Origin of the sequence: Devosia crocina (assembly GCF_900116545.1) — a bacterium.
GTDB lineage: Bacteria > Pseudomonadota > Alphaproteobacteria > Rhizobiales > Devosiaceae > Devosia > Devosia crocina.
Genome location: NZ_FPCK01000001.1, coordinates 1,417,031 through 1,433,414 on the forward strand (window position 1 = coordinate 1,417,031; position 16,384 = coordinate 1,433,414).

Sequence of the window (16,384 nt, forward strand, 5' to 3'; positions counted from 1 at the left end):
CCCGTTGTTGCCTAAAGCGATGGGGTGATCAGGCGACCTTGGCGATCAGGGCCTTGAGCTCAGTCATTTCACCGGCCGTCAGGTCGGTCAATGGCGGGCGGACCGGGCCAGCCTGGCGGCCGCGTGCTTCAAGACCTGCCTTGATGATCGAGACGGCATAACCCTTCTTGCGGTTGCGCAGCTCGACGAGCGGGAAGAAGAAGTTCTTCAGGATCCCGTCGGTGGTCGCCTTGTCGCCCGAACGGAGCGCGGAGTAGAACTTTTGCGCCAGCTCGGGAATGAAGTTGAAGACTGCGGACGAATAGGTGGTGACGCCGGCCGAGAAATAGGCCTGGGCATAAAGCTCGTGGGTGGGCATGCCACCGATATAGACGAGGCGGTCTTCGAGCTTGGCGGTGATCTCGATGATCCGGTCGACCTCGCCGTGACCGTCCTTGAACCCGATCAGGTTGGGGCACTGGTCAGCCAGGCGCTGGATGCTGCCGGCGGTCAGGATGATGTTGTCGCGGTTATAAACGACGACGCCGATGCCCACGGCATCGCACACGGCCTTGACGTGGGCGACGAGACCATCCTGTTCAGCGAACATCAGATAGGGCGGGAGCAGGAGAATGCCGTCGGCGCCGGCGGCTTCGGCGTTCTTGGCCATTTCGACGGCCATGGCCGTGCCATAGGCCGCGCCACCCAGGATCGGGGTCTTGCCGGCATGGGACTTGGCGATGCGGGTGACGTTGGCGACTTCTGCCGGGGTCAGCGAAAAGATTTCGCCCGTGCCGCCGGGAGCGAAGAGCGCTGCGGCGCCGAAACCATCGAGCCAGTCGATATGGGCCGTATAGGCCTCTTCATCGAGGCTCAAGTCGGGCTTGAAGGTGGTGACCGGGAAAGAAAGCAGTCCGCTGCCAAGTGCGACCTTGAGCTCGTTGGGCGTCATGAAACAAGTCCTAATGGGCAAGTTGAATAGAGGCTGAGTGCCGACGGCTGCGACATACGCGCCGTTCGTCTCAGACATATGACATAATATGACTTGCTGTGTGTGTCGAGCGTTCTTTAGCGCGCAAGCTGCCGATAACGCTTTTGGCTACCAGCCAGATGATCGCGCATCGCCTGCCGTGCGGCGTCCGGGTCCTGGTCCGAAATGGCCTCGAGAATCAGCTGATGCTCGCTGACGACTTTGGCGAGGTATTTCTGGCTTTCGGTGTCGGGCAGGGTAGGGAACTGGCTGCGGGGAATCGAGCGGGCGCCGAACCGATGGAGGGTATCGATGAAGTGGCGGTTGTTGGCCGCCCTTGCGACCGCTTCGTGAAAGGCGAAATCGGCGTCTATCGTGGCCTCGCCAGCCTCGACTTTGGCGGCAAGATACTGATTGGCGGTGCGAATGTCGGATTCCTGCTGGGCAGACCGGCGGTAGGCGGCAATCGCGGCAGCCTCGGCCTCGACGGCAATCCGAAACTCAATCATTTCAAGGGTTTGTGGGATGCTTTGGATTTCAGTGGGCGTCAGGGGAGCTAGAATGGTGTTGCCGAGCGCCTCGGTGACGAACATACCCTTTCCCTGCACGGGAGTGACGAGGCCCGAAGCGCGCAATTCAGCGATCGCCTCTCTCACAACCGTGCGACTGACATCGAACTGCGCTTCAAGTTGTGGTTCAGTCGGGAGGCGGTCGCCGACTGCCAATGCGCCGCTCTCGATCTGTTTTTTCAGTTCGTCGATAAGGGTTTGTGCGAGGCGTTGACGACGGCGCGTCGGGACCTGTTCCATATTCTGCTCTCCTCCGAAGCGGCGATTTCCACACCTATTGCCTTCCGCGAGGAAAGGCCATATTCATATTACGACATACCAACGACATCGTACGTCTATATGGTATCGCGCGGAGGACGTTTAATGAAGCATTTTTCAAAGCACCTGATGATCGGTGCTGCATTCCTGGCCATGACCGCTGTCGTGCCAGCAACTTTTGCCGCCACGCCCAATGACCAGCTGGTCATCGGCACCTCGCTGGCGCAGTTGCTCTCGCTCGACCCGCAGCAGGGCACTGAGCCCAAGACCCTCGAGATCCTGGCCAATACTTACGACCGCCTGGTTCATTTCGATAGCGAAGACAATTTCGCGGTCAAGGGTCAGCTGGCGGAAAGCTGGGATATCGACGATACCGGCATCACCTTCCACCTGCGCGATGCGACGTTCTCGTCCGGCAATCCCGTGACAGCGAATGACGTTGTGTTTTCCCTCGTTCGCCTGCTCAAGCTCGATCAGTCCGCTGCCGCCGGTTTCAAGACCTTCGGCTACAACGCAGACACGATCGAAGGCCTGGTTTCGGCAATCGATGACAAGACCTTCCGCATCGAAACCACCGATGCCATCACGCCCGACGCGCTGCTCTATCGCCTGACCAATGGCGTTGCGAGCATCGTCGACAGCGTCGAAGTGCAAAAGCACATCAATAACGACGACTACGGCAATGAGTGGCTGCGCACCAATGCGGCCGGTTCCGGTCCCTATACGCTCAACCGCTGGACGCCGAACAACATTGTCATCCTCGAAGCCAATGCCCAGTTCTGGGGCGGTGAGCCGGCCATGCGCCGCGTCGTGTTCCGCCATGCGCCGGAAAGCCAGGCTGCGCGCCTTATGCTCGAGCGCGGCGATATTGATATCGCCAATGCCCTGAGCGCTCCGGACGTCCGGACCTTTGAAAACAAGGACGGCTTCGTTATCGACCAGGTCAAGACCGGCGGCTTCTACGTGCTGGCGATGAATGCCGGTCACGAAGCGCTGAGCAACCCCTTGGTGCGCGAAGCAATTGCCTATGGCATCGACTACCAAGGCATTGGCCAGACCGTGCTTGGCCCCTATGGCCGCGCCCGCAACGTGCCGGTGCCGGAAGATTGGGAAGGCGCAATTGCCAACCCGGATTGGTCGTTCCAGCCGGAAAAAGCTCGCGAGCTTCTTGCTGAAGCCGGCTATCCCAATGGGTTCTCGCTGACGCTCAAGACCATCGCACAGGCGCCGCGTGTCGACCTTGCAACTGCCATCCAGGCAAATCTGGGTGAAATCGGCATCAATGTCCGCATCCAGCAGGGCAATGGCGCCGACATCGTCGCCTCGCACCGTGCGCGCGATTTCGATCTGCTTTTGCCGCAGAACTCGGCTGCAGACCCAACCGCAATCGGCGCTCTGGACAATTTCACCAACAATCCGGACAACTCGCTCGAAGCCAACAATGCCGGCAACTTCGTGTGGCGTTCGGCTTGGGATATCCCCGAGCTGCACAACCTGCGCGCAGAAGCCAACCGTGAGCGCGATGCCGCAAAGCGGCTCGAAATGGCCGTTGAACTGCAGGAAAAGTTCATCGCGGCTTCTCCCGCCGTGCTGCCGCTCTTCGAGCGCTTCGAGCCTATCGTCGTGAACGCCCGCGTCGTGGGTTATGAGGGCCATCCGTGGTCGCTCACGCGCCTCGACGACGTTACCAAGACCGACTGAAACCAGACTGGACTGAACGACCGATCATGAAGGAATTCACTCTCCTGGAGCTGGGAAAGCGCCTCGGGCAATTGCTCGTCAGCCTTTTCCTCCTGCTCGTCGTCACCTTCGTGATCGGTCGTGTGCTTCCCACCGATCCCGTCGGCGCAATTGTGGGCGAGTTGGCCGACCCAGCCGCCTACGCCGCCATGCGGGCGCGGCTGGGTCTCGATCTGCCGATCTACCAGCAGTTCTGGGTCTACCTGACCTCGCTGCTGCAGGGCGATCTCGGCACCGCGATCCTGACCGGCAATCCGGTCGTCAACGATCTTGCCTCCGCCTTTCCGGCGACGCTGGAACTCGCAACCCTCGCCATCATCCTTTCAACGGCGATTGGTGTGCCGCTGGGGATGACGGCGGCGTTCTTCCGCGATAGCTGGTTCGACCAGTTCGCTCGCGTCATCTCGCTTGTCGGTCACTCGATCCCGGTATTCTGGTTCGGCATCGTCGGCCTCGTCATCTTCTATGCCACCCTCAACTGGGTTGGCGGGCCGGGGCGCGTCGATGTTTATCTTGAAGGCCTCGTCGAGCCGCAAACCGGCTTGCTGCTGATCGACTCGCTGCTTGCCGGCGATCAGGAAGTGTTCTGGAACGCGGTCAATCACATCATCCTGCCCGCCTGTATCCTGGCCTATTCGGCCATGGCCTACATCACCCGCATGACCCGCAGCTTCACCCTCGAACAGCTCAACCAGGACTATGTGATCGCCGCCCGGGCCAAGGGCGCATCGAACTGGCGGATCGTTTCGGGCCATCTTCTTCCCAATATTGCGGTCCAGCTCGTTACGGTCCTCGCCATTTCCTACGGCAGCCTTCTTGAAGGCGCGGTCGTCACCGAAGTGGTCTTTTCCTGGCCCGGCATCGGTCAGTATATGACCAGTGCGCTGATGATCGGCGACATGAACGCGGTCGTTGCGGGCACTCTCATCATCGGCTTCATCTTCATGATGCTCAATTTCCTGTCGGACCTCGCCTATCTGGTGCTCGATCCGCGTACTCGTGAGGTGACCGCATGAGCATTGCGACCTCTGCTGGCAAGCAAAACAAGGCTTCGCTCGTGCTTTCTCGCACGGGGCGCGGCCTCAAGGGCGCGCTCTCTAAGCTGTCGCGCGAACCGGTGGGCCTCTTCGGCTTCATCGTTCTGGCGATCCTCGTCATCGTCGCGATCTTTGCGCCGCTTCTTGCGCCCTATAGCGCCACCGCCCAAAATCTGTCCAACACGCTGCAGCCGCCAAGCTGGCAGCATCTTGCCGGGACAGACGAATTTGGCCGCGACATCCTTTCGCGCCTGATCTACGGCACGCGCATCACCATCCAGACTGTAATGGCGGTTACCCTGATCGTGGGGCCGGTGGGCATGCTGGTTGGCATCATTGCCGGGTTCGTCGGCGGGCGGACGGATGCGATCCTGATGCGCTTCACCGATATCGTGCTCTCGTTCCCCTCGCTGATCCTGGCGCTTGCTTTTGCCGCTGCGCTCGGGGCCGGGCTGGAAACAGCGATCGTTGCCATCTCGCTGACCGGTTGGCCCCCGATCGCGCGTCTTGCGCGCGCCGAAACGCTGATCGTGCGCAATACCGATTACGTTGCAGCTGCCCGTCTCTATGGCGCCTCGCCGATGCGGCTTCTGTTTCTCTATATCGCCCCGATGTGCATTCCCTCGGTCGTCGTTCGCCTGACGCTCAACATGGCCGGTATCATCCTCACGGCAGCCGCGCTTGGCTTCCTCGGCCTCGGCGCCCAGCCTCCGGCACCCGAATGGGGCGCGATGATCTCGAGCGGACGCCAGTTCATGCTCGATAGCTGGTGGGTTGCGGTGATGCCGGGCCTTGCCATCCTTCTGACCAGCCTTGCCTTCAACCTCGTCGGTGACGCGCTACGCGACATTCTGGATCCTCGCCATGCCCGCTCCTGAAACCATCCTTTCCGTTCGTGACCTCGCCGTACGCTTCGGACGGTCAGGCGTTCGCGCTGTCGATGGCGTGAGCTTCGATCTCGGTGCCGAACGGCTCGGCATTGTCGGGGAATCCGGCTCGGGCAAGTCCACGCTTGGCCGCGCCATCATGCGGCTGCTGCCGCCGGCCGCCAATGTGGAAGCCAGCCAACTCGATTTCGACGGTGCGCCTTTGCTGACGCGTCCGGAACGCGAGATGCGCAGCCTGCGCGGTAATCGCATGGCGTTGATCATGCAGGATCCGCGCTACTCACTGAATCCCGTGCTGACGGTGGGCAAACAGGTTTCTGAAGCGGCGCTGCTGCATCAGCGGATCAGCAAGAAGGATGCGACTGCCAAGGCCGCAGAAATGCTCGCGCGCGTTCGCATCTCAGATGTCGAGCGCGTCATGGGCCTTTACCCGCACCAGATCTCCGGGGGCATGGGTCAACGCGTGATGATCGCCATGATGCTGCTCGCGCGGCCGCGCCTTGTTGTGGCGGACGAGCCCACTTCGGCGCTCGACGTCAGCGTGCGCGGCGACGTTCTCAAGCTGCTCGACGAACTGGTGCGCGAAAACAATTCAGGGCTCATGCTGATCAGCCACGATATCCGCATGGTGGCCGCGTTCTGCCAGCGCATTCTGGTGATGTACAAGGGCCGGGTAGTGGAAACGCTGACCAGGCTCGAAGATGCCCAGCACCCTTATACCAGGGGTCTCGTTGCCGCCATGCCGGATCCACGCCGCCCCGTGCGCCGCCTGCAAACGCTTGATCGAAGCGCCATCGACAGCCTGGAGGCCCGTTCATGATCGCGGTCGAAAATCTATCTGTCTCGTTCGGCAGCGACGCCAAGCGCCGTCAGGTGGTCAAGAATGTCAATTTCTCCATTGCGCGCGGCGAGACGCTGGGCATCGTGGGTGAATCCGGCTGCGGCAAATCCACGGTGTTGCGCTCGCTTGCAGGGCTCGACCGCCACTGGACCGGAGATATCCGGCTGGACGGCAAGCCTGTGGACCGCGAGCGCAGCCTCGAGCATCTCAAGCTCGCGCAGATGGTGTTTCAGGACCCCTACGGATCGATCCACCCTCGTCACCGGATCGAGCGCGTGCTGGCCGAACCGGTACGCGCGATGAAGATCGGCGATGGTTGGGACAGGGTTGCCGCTGCACTCGAGCAGGTCGGTCTGCCGGCAAGCTTTGCCGAGCGCTTCCCGCATGAGCTTTCGGGCGGACAGCGTCAGCGCGTCGCTATTGCTCGTGCCCTAATGCTCGAGCCGCAGATCCTCTTGCTCGACGAGCCCACATCGGCGCTCGACGTCTCGGTGCAGGCCGAAGTGCTGAACCTGTTGTCGGATTTGCGGGAGGAGAGGGGGCTCACTTATCTCCTCGTCAGCCACGACCTCTCGGTGATCGCTCACATGTGCGACCGGGTGCTGGTGATGAAGGAAGGTGAATTCGTCGACGAGCTCAGCTCGGAGGATCTTGCCTCTGGCACGACCCATCACCCCTATTCAACGACCTTGTTCGAAGCCAGCTATATCTGACTTGGCGGGATAGTCGCCAAGGGTCAGGCTTACAGCGCGCCGAGGACGATCCAGAGCGCGGCGATGGCGATCAGCCCGATAACTGCGCCATAGATCCAGAACCCGATGGGACGGTGGCGTTCCACATGGTGTGTCTTGGTGCGTGCTTCCAGCTTCCGGTCCGCGGCTGTCGCCGCATGCCCGCCCGCCTCGGCATCCGTACCGAGCGGTGCTGCGGCTGGGTCGGGGAAGCCCACCTTTTCTCCGGTTTGGCCGCTGTCGATCTCGGCGCGGATCTGATCAGTCGTCGGAGCCTTTGTCATCGCTTGTCCTCCTCAGGTCTATATGGCAGGCAGGCGGCTGTCGGAGCGCTGCCGAGTGTCCGTCGAGACAACGCGAGCCGTGGTGCGAAGTTTGGAGGCTGATGGGGATTACGGCGCCCCTTCGCCAGCCAGTCAAATTCGTCCCGAACCTTCGACATGCACCGTTTCAGAGGTGCCAGCCTGCGACAGCAATCGGCGGCCGGAGTCGCTCAGGATCGTTCCTCCCTCGCGCTGGACCAGCAGAGCGAGAGATAAGAGCTTGGCAAGGTGGTGGGTGTCCACATCGTCAGGCGCTTGCTCGCTCTGGAAAAGAGCCAGCGTTTTCAGCTCCTCCGGATTTACGTCATAATCGTTCATGTGGCCTCCCTTTTCTAGTCGACCCGATAATGAATGGGTTTGAAACTGCCTCCATTGCTGGCGGGGGCAGAACATGCGGTGAGCCCGATGATAAGATCCATACGCGCGCGGAAGCTGATGTGATCTCCCGCCTTGCTCAGAGGCGGCAGGACCTTGAGTTTGCCGGTGGCGCCATCGACAGGCACGTTCATGAAGCAATTGAAGGCGACGGGGATATCGTCTTCGGCAATCCCATAGGGGCTCAGTGCCTGGTGGAGATTGCCGAGGCAGCCCTGGTGTGGCGGCTCATCGTCGTAGCAGAGGCGGAACGTGGCTTCGCTGCATGGGGTGAGCAGGAAGTCGTGCCGGCCGACCGTATCCCCGGTGATCTCCAGCATGACATTTGATCGGTTGGAATAGAGTAGATTGCCAGTCGTGAGATAGATGGTTTCGGCATAATCAAGGGTGCGACCAGAGGAGATCATCTCGCGGCGATCGCTTTGCGCGATTGCGAGGAGGTCGGCCACCTGACCTCCAAGGGGATCGATAACGGTCAGGACCTGGCCGGCCTTGATCTCGAACGCAGCTCCGGAGCGTGGCGGTATTTCAAAGCTGTTCGGCTTCATGCTTGCTTCTCTGCTCCACCCAAGGGATTGGCTGCTGCTGGCTTGTCTTCGCGGTGATAGGGACAGCTCCAGCTATCGGGCACGTTTCGCCCACTATATTGCCGGGCCTCTGAAACGGTGCCGTGTCGCGCCAGCATCGGGTTGATGCTGCCCGCCAGCTCAAGGTCTCTTTCGAGGATCGAGCCGCGCAGCTTCTCGTACCGGTTTTGGGCTCGCAGCGCCTCGAACTGATCATGAAGATTGAAGATCATCGTGGGGTAGGCGAAGCGACGGGCAGGGCGACTGGCTCTGGGGTGAAGTCCAACGACAAAAAAGGCTTCACCACCGAAGCTGAGCGAAAAATGCGGATCATCGGGATCGGCGCTGACCCGCGGATCGACAGTCTGTCCGCGCCAGCTGTCTTTTTCGGTCAGGGACTGGATGCGCTCCCACATGCGTTCTTCGAACTGTGACTCATTAAGGTCACCGGGTCCTTCGAAAATGACCGCGAAGCTTGTAAAAAGCGTCGGCTCCTTCTGGTAGCGCCAGGCAAACTGCATCAGTTGATCCTGGATATCGACATCGTTCCAGGCACTCTCGATGCTTCGCGCCACATAGGTGGTCAACTGACCTTTTCCCAAAGCAGATTTTGCACCAACACAGGGGAAAGACGGGGCCCGGACGAACTCCTCCAGGGCAAGCTCTAACTCTGATCGCATGGAACCACAGACACTAATGGAACTGTGTAGCAAAGGTTTGTCCCGCCAACCGTTCCATCACGAGTGCGAGGAGGGGCGATGACCATGCGGTGAGTGTTGGCCCTACGCGCCGCGATAGGCTCGCCGGAATAAGGCCGGTATGCCAGAAGCCTATTGAATGCAGAGAAAAGACTGGTGATCCCGGCGGGATTCGAACCCACGACCCCAGGATTAGGAATCCTGTGCTCTATCCTGCTGAGCTACGGGACCAGCCATGTTCGAAGTAGCAGCGCCTCATGTATTGTGCAAGGCGGACTGATTGGGAATCTGGGATGGATCGCGTGTCGTCTGACTTCATTGTTTTTCCAGATCCCCGACTCAGCATGTCGGCACATCGGCGACCGGTGGATGATGCGCTGCTCGAAGTGGGACGACGTCTGCTTGCGGCGGCGCGGCGGGTCAATGCCTATGGATTGGCCGCCGTGCATATTGGGGTGGTTGAGCCGGTTGTGGTGGTGAGTGTCGCAGCTTCGGAGGCGCGGGATTATCGCGTGCTCTATAATCCTGCGGTCCTCTCGACAGTCGGACCAGAGGAAACTGGCTTAGAGGGTTCTGTGTCCATGCCGGGCATCGAGGTGGCCATTTCCCGGCCAAGGGATGCAAGACTGCGGTTTGACGATGAAAGCGGAGAAGGGCAGGAGCTGGCGCTGAGCGGCTTTGCGGCGCGAGTTGCGCAACACGAGATCGACCAGATGAACGGCGTGTTCTTCCTGAACCGGCTTTCACGTCTCAAACGCGACGCAGCCATCCGGCGCTTCAACAAGGTGCAGGGGCGATAATTTCGGCGGTCGTCGGGCGCAAAGGTTGATCCTGTGGCCTGGCTTGGATAAACGGGGCGGGCAAATAAGGAATGATCAATGCGCACGGAAATCGAAAAGACCGTCGCCGAAATCGAGCAGGTTCTGACCCTGCTGAGGAGGCATCTTTGACTGGGATACAGCTCAACTCCGTCTCGACGCGCTGACAGCGCAAACTGAATCTCCCGACTTCTGGAGCGACCCGGAAAAAGCGCGCGTCACCATGCGCGAACGCGACGAACTCGACGTGGCCGTCAAGGCCGTGCGCGAACTCGAAGCCGGGATCCGCGACAATGTCGAACTGATCGAACTCGGCGAGGCCGAGGGCGATGCCGATATCGTGCGCGATGCTGAAAACGCCTTGATCGAACTCAAGGGCCAGGCACGGCGGCAGCAGATCGAGACCCTGCTTTCGGGCGAGGTCGACAGCAATGACTGCTATGTCGAAATCCACTCGGGCGCCGGCGGTACGGAAAGCCAGGATTGGGCGAACATGCTGTTGCGCATGTATACCCGCTGGGCCGAGCGCCGGAAGATGAAGGTGGAAGTGCTCGAAATGCATGATGGGGAAGAAGCCGGCATCAAATCGGCGACTGTCCTTATCAAGGGGCACAATGCCTATGGCTGGCTCAAGACCGAGAGCGGGGTGCATCGCCTCGTCCGGATCAGCCCCTATGACTCGGCGGCACGCCGGCACACCAGCTTTTCAAGCTGCTGGGTCTATCCAGTGGTGGACGATTCCATCGACATCGTGATCAACGAAAGCGATCTCAAGGTCGACACGTATCGCGCATCGGGTGCAGGCGGCCAGCACGTCAACACCACCGACTCGGCAATCCGCATCACGCACGTGCCATCCGGTATCATCGTGGCGTGCCAGCAGGAACGCAGCCAGCACAAAAACCGTGCAACGGCCATGGCCATGCTCAAGTCCCGTCTTTACGAGATGGAACTGCAAAAGCGCGAGGAAGCCGCGAACGCTCAGGCGGCCAACAAGACCGATATCGGCTGGGGACACCAGATCCGTTCCTATGTCCTACAGCCCTACCAGATGGTCAAGGATCTGCGGACGGGCGTCGAAAGCGGTCAGCCATCCGTGGTTCTGGATGGAGAACTCGACGGTTTCATGGAAGCGGCTCTCGCACAGCGAGTGGGCGTCGCAACCGACGTTGCCGGCGACGACGCATAGAAGGGCGCGCGCCCTTCAGCTCAACATTGCCCCGAGGCGTTTGCCGGCATCGATGAATGCCTTGGGGTTGATTGCTTCGTCCGCCTTGCGGATTTCGAAGTGAAGATGAGGTCCGGTGGATCGGCCGGTGGAGCCGACCTTGGCGATCGGGGTTCCGACGTTGACAGCCTGGCCCTCACGCGCAAGGTATCCGCTCAGATGCGCGTAACGGGTGAGAAGACCATTCTCATGGGTCACCTCGACGACCTTGCCATAGCCTGATTTGGTGCCCACGAACGAGACCACGCCGGCAGCAGCGCTCAGAACTGTAGTTCCCGTCGGGGCGGCGAAGTCGATACCGGCATGAAAGGCACGGCCGCCGGTGAATGGGTCCTTCCGGTTTCCAAAGTTCGAACTCTGGCGGAAATTGCCTGAGATCGGCATATGGACTGGCGCTGCTTCGAGGCTGTCGCGAGCCGCCTTGTAGCGCAAAAGCGCAGCCATGACGGCGTTGGCATCGTCGAGCATCGGCGTGCCGCTCAACTCGTCCTTGGCCGGGAGAAGAGGGCCGCCTATACCGGAAAGCGGCATTTCAGGTGCGGGAACATCGAGGCCCAGCTGACGCATCTCCGAGGCGATGTTCTCGGCCCGACTTGTTGCCGCGGTTGTGATCCCCTGCATGGCGACCTGCGTTTCGCCCATCATGCGTTCAAGGCTGACGGCCGTTGCATCGACGTCGGGATTGCCGGTCGTCTGGTTGAGAACCGCAACGTCAGCCGCAGGACTGGGCATGATGTCTGATGCGGCAATGCCAAGAGAGCCGGCTTTCTCAACCAGAACCCTGACCAGCTGATGCTGCTCGAACAGCACTTCCTGCTGCTGGCTCAACTCCTGGAGCTGAAGATTGATGTCACCGGTCTGGGCGAAGCTGCGTGAATTCAGACGGTCGATTTCCACCCGAAGCTGGGCGATACGATCTTCGTAGGCACCGATGATCTCCTCAGTCTGGCCGTTGAAGATGCCAGCAATGTCAGGTGCCATATAGAGCGCCGTTCCGGCCATGATGTTGCCGGAGAACAAAAGCGCGAACATCCCGTAGAATAGGCTGGGATGGATGCCTCTTGCAGGTGGTCGCTGGGTCTTGCGCCGCTCGAAGCCGCCCCTGTGGCCAACCATGTTTCCCCTCACGCACCTGCACTCATATGGTAAGCAGACTATGAGCCGGGATGGTTAAGAAAGCTGAAAAACTATTCTAGGGGTCAGCCCGCGGCGATGACTTCATCGAGTGCTGCCAGCATCTTGGCGGCGTGCCCCTTGATGCGTGTGGCGCGGATGGAGCGGGCGATACGTCCGTCGGCATCAATGATGAAGCTTGTGCGCACCAGTCCCATGAATTCACGCCCGTAGAGCTTCTTCATCTGCCAAAGGCCGAAGGCTCTTATGGCGAGGTGGTCGGGGTCTGCGGCGAGTGGTACGGAGAGATGGTGTTTGCTGCGAAACTTCCGGTGAGACTCGATCGCGTCGGGCGAGATCCCGACAAGCACTGCGCCGCGCCTGAGGAACTCTTGGTAAAGGCCGCTGAACTCGATGTTCTCATCTGTGCAGCCGCCCGTAAGGTCTTCGGGATAGAAGAACAGAACGATGTGCCTGCCGCGGTGCTCGGACAGCGTGAAAGTGCTGCCATCGTCGAGCTGAAGGGTGAAGTCGGGAGCCGTGTCGCCGATACTTAGTTGAGTCATGATAGGCTCACTTGAGTTAGGGTTAGATAGAGGCTGTCAGCGCCACAATCCAGCCGGTATCATTGGGCAAGCACGCCCAGAATAAATGATTCTGGGGCTGATTGGCCTGTCACGGGTGAACCCGATCTGGATGCATGTGAGCGAGTGACAATTTCCACGGATCGGCCCGCCACACCAGAGCCTGCACAGCCGAAAGGATCGCGAAAAAAGCGCGCTTGGACACTGGCCTGGGTCCTTGGTGTGCCCCTCGCGATCCTGTCCGTCCTTTACCTTGTTTTGCTGATTACACCCATCCGGCTACCGTTTTCGGGCGGAACGGTGCGGGGCATCGTGCAGTCGGCTTTGCCGGAGAATTTCGGCATCGAGATGGGCGATCTCGCGATTGCGGTCGAGAACGGGGTTTGGCCGGTCATCCAGTTTTCACCTGTGGTGCTCACCGATACCCAGTCGGGCGCGCGGATCGCTATGGACGCGCTGGAAGTTGGGTTCTCGCCGTGGCGTATTCTGATCGGGCAGCCGGGCGCGAGCGTTACCGTCGTGGGTCCGCACCTGCAGGTCGTACAGGATCTTTACGGGCCGCGGCTGGCGCGCATGGAGATCGTCGAGGATCCCAATGGTGGTATGCCGACCTTGCGGGTGCTCGAGGGGGAGACCGCGTTTTCTCCCGTCGATATCCGGCCTGAAGGGCTGACGAAGCCGATCGATGGCAAAACGGTTCGTTCTGATAACGATTGGCTGGTCTATAATTTCGAAAGCATGGAAACAAGCTTACGGGATTTTGTTGACCTGACGCGTCAGGGGCTCTTTTCGAGGTTCACCGTTCGCGATGCACGCATCGATATGACCGATTCAGTCTACGGTTTGTATCGCCGCTTCGAGGATGCCAACATCGAAATCGGCACCAACCGGGAAGGGAATGTCGCCGGCACGTTTTCTGCACTTGTAAGCGGCCGTGCTGTCACAGGTTCCGTCGAGCGAGTAGCATCCGATGCGGGCGATACCCGGCTCAGGATCGATGCTACCAATCTGGATTTTGCGGCCGCGTTGCCGTTCATTGACGATGCGAGCAGTATGGCCGCGATGCGCGGCGCTGGCGCGCTCTCGCTCGACGTGGCATTTAACGGCCAGACCGGCAAGGTTATCGACGGCATGTTCCGGGTCGATCTGACGGGGATCGATCTGCGCGTAGGGCGCGACTATTTCCCGGTGGTCAGTTCGATCATGGAAATCGCCTGGAACCCGGAACTCGGACAATTCCGCCTCGCCGATTCGGCCTTGCAGATCGGCCAGAGCACGGCTCGTCTCTCGGGCATCTTTGCCATGGGGCTTGATGCGACCTATGGTCCGACCATCGGTATGTCGGTGAGGGCCACCAAAATTGCCATCCACCCCAATGACATGGATGCGCCGGCCGCGCCTTTCGAAACGATGGACTTCGCCGGTTGGTCGGCCCCGCTCTATGGTGCAATGGGAATTGACCGGTTTGTTGCGCGGCGGGGCGACGCTGTCATCGAGACGACCGGACGGATCGACATGCTGCAGACGGGAATGGGCGTCGACATGACGGTGGCCGGCGAAGGCGTCACCGCTGACGACGTCAAGCGGATCTGGCCCTATATCATGGGCGGGGAAACGCGAGACTGGTTCGTCGCCAATGTCACCGAGGGTAAAGTCGCCAAGGGCAGCCGGCTCGAGTTCAATATCCCGGTTGGCGCGCTGTCGCTCGACGGCGAGGCTGTGGACCTGCCCGAGGACGCGATGAACATCAACATCGTCGGGGAGGGTGTTGTCGTGCGGGCTACGGACACCATGGACCCGATTGCGGTCGATGGGCTGACCAGACTTCAAGTGCGCGGCAGCAAGACGACTATCTCCGCTGATGGGGGTACGATCGAAACCGCGCAAGGAAACATTGCAGTTCGCCGTCCTGCCATGATCTTCGACACGGCCAACCCTGATCAAAGCATCTTCGAGGTCTCGGGCAATCTGGCGTCCCCTATTCCTGCGCTGCTTGCCATTGCCGAACAGATCCAGCCAGGAGCACTTGGCCAAGTGGACCTGCCGATCGATCCATCCTCGATCAGTGGCAATCTGGATCTGGGATTGGTTGCCACGATCGGTCTTCCCCCTGAAGGAGCCGAGGGCGAAACGGATGTCGACTACGTGGTGACGGGCACGGTCAAGGATTTTGCCAGCAGCGAACCCATACAAAGCTACACCGTGGGCAATGGGCAACTGAGCTTTTCGGCTACCCAAGACGGCTACACTTTGGGTGGCACGGCCGAGATCGGCGGCATCGAGGCTGAGCTAGCCGTCGAGGGTACATCTGCGACGGCTCCAGTGCTGAAGCTGGGTTCTACGCTTGAAGTGGCCGATCTTGCACAGTTCGGGTTTGACGCATCCGAGTTTTTATCTGGGAGCGTGCGTTTCGTTGCCGAGCCTTCGGCGGATGGTTCGCTCAAGATGTCCATCGATCTTGCCGATGCCGGGCTGACGATCAAGGATCTGGGGCTGAGAAAAGCATCGGGCACGCCCGGAAGCCTTACCGCCACCATACGTCCCGATGGCGAGGTGACGCATCTGGAGGAAATCGTCCTGGGTTTCGGCTCGGTTCAACTGGCTGGTGAACTCGATTTCCATGCCACTGACGGACTGGTTTCAGCGGAGTTCGACCAGTTTGCATTGAGCCAGGGGGATAGCGCGCAGGTCAGCCTCAGCCCTGTCGAGAATGGATTTGCCGTGCGCATTCGCGGAGAGCAGCTCGATCTCAAGCCGGTGCTCAGCAACTTCTTCAGCCTGGATAGCGGCAGCGGCGGGGTGCAAACGACGCAGATCAACCAGGCCATCAGCCTTGATGTCCAGTTGGACCGGGCCCTTGGATACTACGCTACGACCGCATTCAACGTCGATCTGGAGCTCAGCCTACGCGGCAGCGACCTGCGGCGGGCGACGCTTTCCGCTCAGTTCAACGAAGGTAATGCAGTCTCCATAACCACCAATCCCGCACCGCGCGGCCGGACCATGTCCGTTGCGTTCAACGATGCCGGCACACTGTTGCGTTTCCTTGGTGTCTATTCGCAGCTTGCTGGTGGAAGTGGGAGTCTGGTGCTGACCACCGACCGGGATGCCGACGCCGAAGCGGGGCGGCTGCTCATGCGGGGGTTCTCGATTGTGGACGAGGCCAATGTTGCTCAGGTCCTGGGCAATCACTCTGACTCCCGCGCCGCAATCGCCCGGCAAAACCGGCTTGATTTCGAGGCGGGAGAGGTGGATTTCATTCGCCGCACAGATCGTGTCGAAGTCACGCGCGCAGTGCTCTCCGGCAGCACGGTTGGCGGCACAATGCGCGGCTATATTTATACCGGCAGCCGGCAATACGACCTGACCGGCACCTATGTGCCGCTGTTTGGGCTCAACAATGCCTTCCAGCAGATCCCGCTTCTCGGGCCGATCCTTGGTGGGCGGGATGGGGAGGGACTTGTGGGTGTGACCTTCGCGGTGCGAGGGCCGCTCGACGATCCGCAGTTCCAGATCAATCCGCTTTCGCTACTGGTGCCAGGCGCCTTCCGGGAACTGTTCGAGTTCCGGGCGCGTGAGGCTCCGGCACAATAGGCGAACTGTGGAACTGTTCGCGAGACGGGCTTGCTTGGCGCCTAGCTTACGGCGACAGTGAGCGCATAAAGAA

Annotated in this window: 16 protein-coding genes and 1 tRNA gene; 8 read left to right on the forward strand and 9 right to left on the reverse strand. The window is 60.4% G+C overall.

The features are described from left to right. Positions 1 to 28: 28 nt before the first annotated feature. Both kdgD and BM364_RS06855 read right to left on the reverse strand, forming a co-directional pair. Complete coding sequence (kdgD, locus tag BM364_RS06850; protein ID WP_092422657.1) at positions 29 to 931, reverse strand: 5-dehydro-4-deoxyglucarate dehydratase; 903 nt, start codon at positions 929 to 931, stop codon at positions 29 to 31. A gap of 116 nt (positions 932 to 1,047) precedes the next feature. After that, complete coding sequence (locus BM364_RS06855; protein ID WP_092422660.1) at positions 1,048 to 1,758, reverse strand: FadR/GntR family transcriptional regulator; 711 nt, start codon at positions 1,756 to 1,758, stop codon at positions 1,048 to 1,050. A gap of 123 nt (positions 1,759 to 1,881) precedes the next feature. On the opposite strand from BM364_RS06855, the gene BM364_RS06860 reads away from it, so the two are divergent. The 5 genes from BM364_RS06860 to BM364_RS06880 are packed head-to-tail and all read left to right on the forward strand — an operon-like array spanning position 1,882 to position 6,994. Next, positions 1,882 to 3,477 (forward strand): ABC transporter substrate-binding protein, encoded by a 1,596-nt coding sequence (locus BM364_RS06860; RefSeq protein ID WP_092422663.1) that lies wholly within the window; start codon positions 1,882 to 1,884, stop codon positions 3,475 to 3,477. A 26-nt stretch (positions 3,478 to 3,503) separates the two neighbouring features. Then, positions 3,504 to 4,532: an ABC transporter permease gene (locus BM364_RS06865; RefSeq protein WP_092422666.1), complete on the forward strand. Its 1,029-nt coding sequence runs from the start codon at positions 3,504 to 3,506 to the stop codon at positions 4,530 to 4,532. Further along, positions 4,529 to 5,431: an ABC transporter permease gene (locus BM364_RS06870; RefSeq protein ID WP_092422670.1), complete on the forward strand. Its 903-nt coding sequence runs from the start codon at positions 4,529 to 4,531 to the stop codon at positions 5,429 to 5,431. The genes BM364_RS06865 and BM364_RS06870 overlap by 4 nt, the downstream gene beginning before the upstream one ends. Continuing rightward, entirely contained in the window at positions 5,418 to 6,260 is an 843-nt protein-coding gene (locus tag BM364_RS06875; RefSeq protein ID WP_092422673.1) for an ABC transporter ATP-binding protein, read from the forward strand. The genes BM364_RS06870 and BM364_RS06875 overlap by 14 nt, the downstream gene beginning before the upstream one ends. Then, complete coding sequence (locus BM364_RS06880; RefSeq protein WP_092422676.1) at positions 6,257 to 6,994, forward strand: ABC transporter ATP-binding protein; 738 nt, start codon at positions 6,257 to 6,259, stop codon at positions 6,992 to 6,994. Before BM364_RS06875 ends, BM364_RS06880 begins: the two co-directional genes overlap by 4 nt. A gap of 29 nt (positions 6,995 to 7,023) precedes the next feature. Here BM364_RS06880 and BM364_RS06885 read toward each other — a convergent pair whose 3' ends face one another. The 5 genes from BM364_RS06885 to BM364_RS06905 all read right to left on the reverse strand — a co-directional run bounded on the left by BM364_RS06885 (position 7,024) and on the right by BM364_RS06905 (position 9,205). Continuing rightward, positions 7,024 to 7,296, reverse strand: coding sequence for a hypothetical protein (locus tag BM364_RS06885; protein ID WP_092422679.1), 273 nt, complete (start codon positions 7,294 to 7,296; stop codon positions 7,024 to 7,026). A gap of 132 nt (positions 7,297 to 7,428) precedes the next feature. Beyond that, positions 7,429 to 7,653, reverse strand: coding sequence for a hypothetical protein (locus tag BM364_RS06890; protein WP_092422682.1), 225 nt, complete (start codon positions 7,651 to 7,653; stop codon positions 7,429 to 7,431). Between the two features lie 14 nt (positions 7,654 to 7,667). Further along, the gene (locus tag BM364_RS06895; protein WP_092422685.1) at positions 7,668 to 8,258 is read right to left on the reverse strand and encodes a DUF1989 domain-containing protein; all 591 of its coding nucleotides are present in this window, start codon (positions 8,256 to 8,258) and stop codon (positions 7,668 to 7,670) included. Next, positions 8,255 to 8,956 (reverse strand): guanitoxin biosynthesis heme-dependent pre-guanitoxin N-hydroxylase GntA, encoded by a 702-nt coding sequence (gene gntA, locus BM364_RS06900; RefSeq protein WP_092422688.1) that lies wholly within the window; start codon positions 8,954 to 8,956, stop codon positions 8,255 to 8,257. Before gntA ends, BM364_RS06895 begins: the two co-directional genes overlap by 4 nt. Before the next feature lie 172 nt (positions 8,957 to 9,128). Next, positions 9,129 to 9,205 (reverse strand) — tRNA-Arg (locus tag BM364_RS06905). 62 nt (positions 9,206 to 9,267) lie between these two features. Between BM364_RS06905 and BM364_RS06910 the strand changes: the two genes are divergently transcribed. Together BM364_RS06910 and prfB are read left to right on the forward strand one after the other, a co-directional pair. Continuing rightward, the gene (locus BM364_RS06910; protein WP_280140628.1) at positions 9,268 to 9,774 is read left to right on the forward strand and encodes a peptide deformylase; all 507 of its coding nucleotides are present in this window, start codon (positions 9,268 to 9,270) and stop codon (positions 9,772 to 9,774) included. A gap of 78 nt (positions 9,775 to 9,852) precedes the next feature. Further along, positions 9,853 to 10,981 (forward strand): peptide chain release factor 2 gene (gene prfB / locus BM364_RS06915; protein ID WP_139232518.1). Its coding sequence is split into 2 segments (ribosomal slippage): positions 9,853 to 9,921 and positions 9,923 to 10,981, totalling 1,128 coding nucleotides; the frame shifts between segments, so codons are not numbered across the junction. 15 nt (positions 10,982 to 10,996) lie between these two features. On the opposite strand, the gene BM364_RS06920 is transcribed toward prfB, so the two are convergent. Both BM364_RS06920 and BM364_RS06925 read right to left on the reverse strand, forming a co-directional pair. After that, positions 10,997 to 12,136, reverse strand: a complete 1,140-nt coding sequence (locus tag BM364_RS06920) for a M23 family metallopeptidase (protein WP_092422697.1) — start codon at positions 12,134 to 12,136, stop codon at positions 10,997 to 10,999. An 83-nt stretch (positions 12,137 to 12,219) separates the two neighbouring features. After that, complete coding sequence (locus tag BM364_RS06925) at positions 12,220 to 12,699, reverse strand: peroxiredoxin (RefSeq protein WP_092422700.1); 480 nt, start codon at positions 12,697 to 12,699, stop codon at positions 12,220 to 12,222. A gap of 240 nt (positions 12,700 to 12,939) precedes the next feature. On the opposite strand from BM364_RS06925, the gene BM364_RS06930 reads away from it, so the two are divergent. After that, positions 12,940 to 16,311 carry an AsmA-like C-terminal domain-containing protein gene (locus BM364_RS06930; RefSeq protein ID WP_092422703.1) on the forward strand — a complete coding sequence of 1,124 codons (3,372 nt, stop codon included), beginning with the start codon at positions 12,940 to 12,942 and terminating at the stop codon, positions 16,309 to 16,311. Positions 16,312 to 16,384 lie beyond the last annotated feature (73 nt).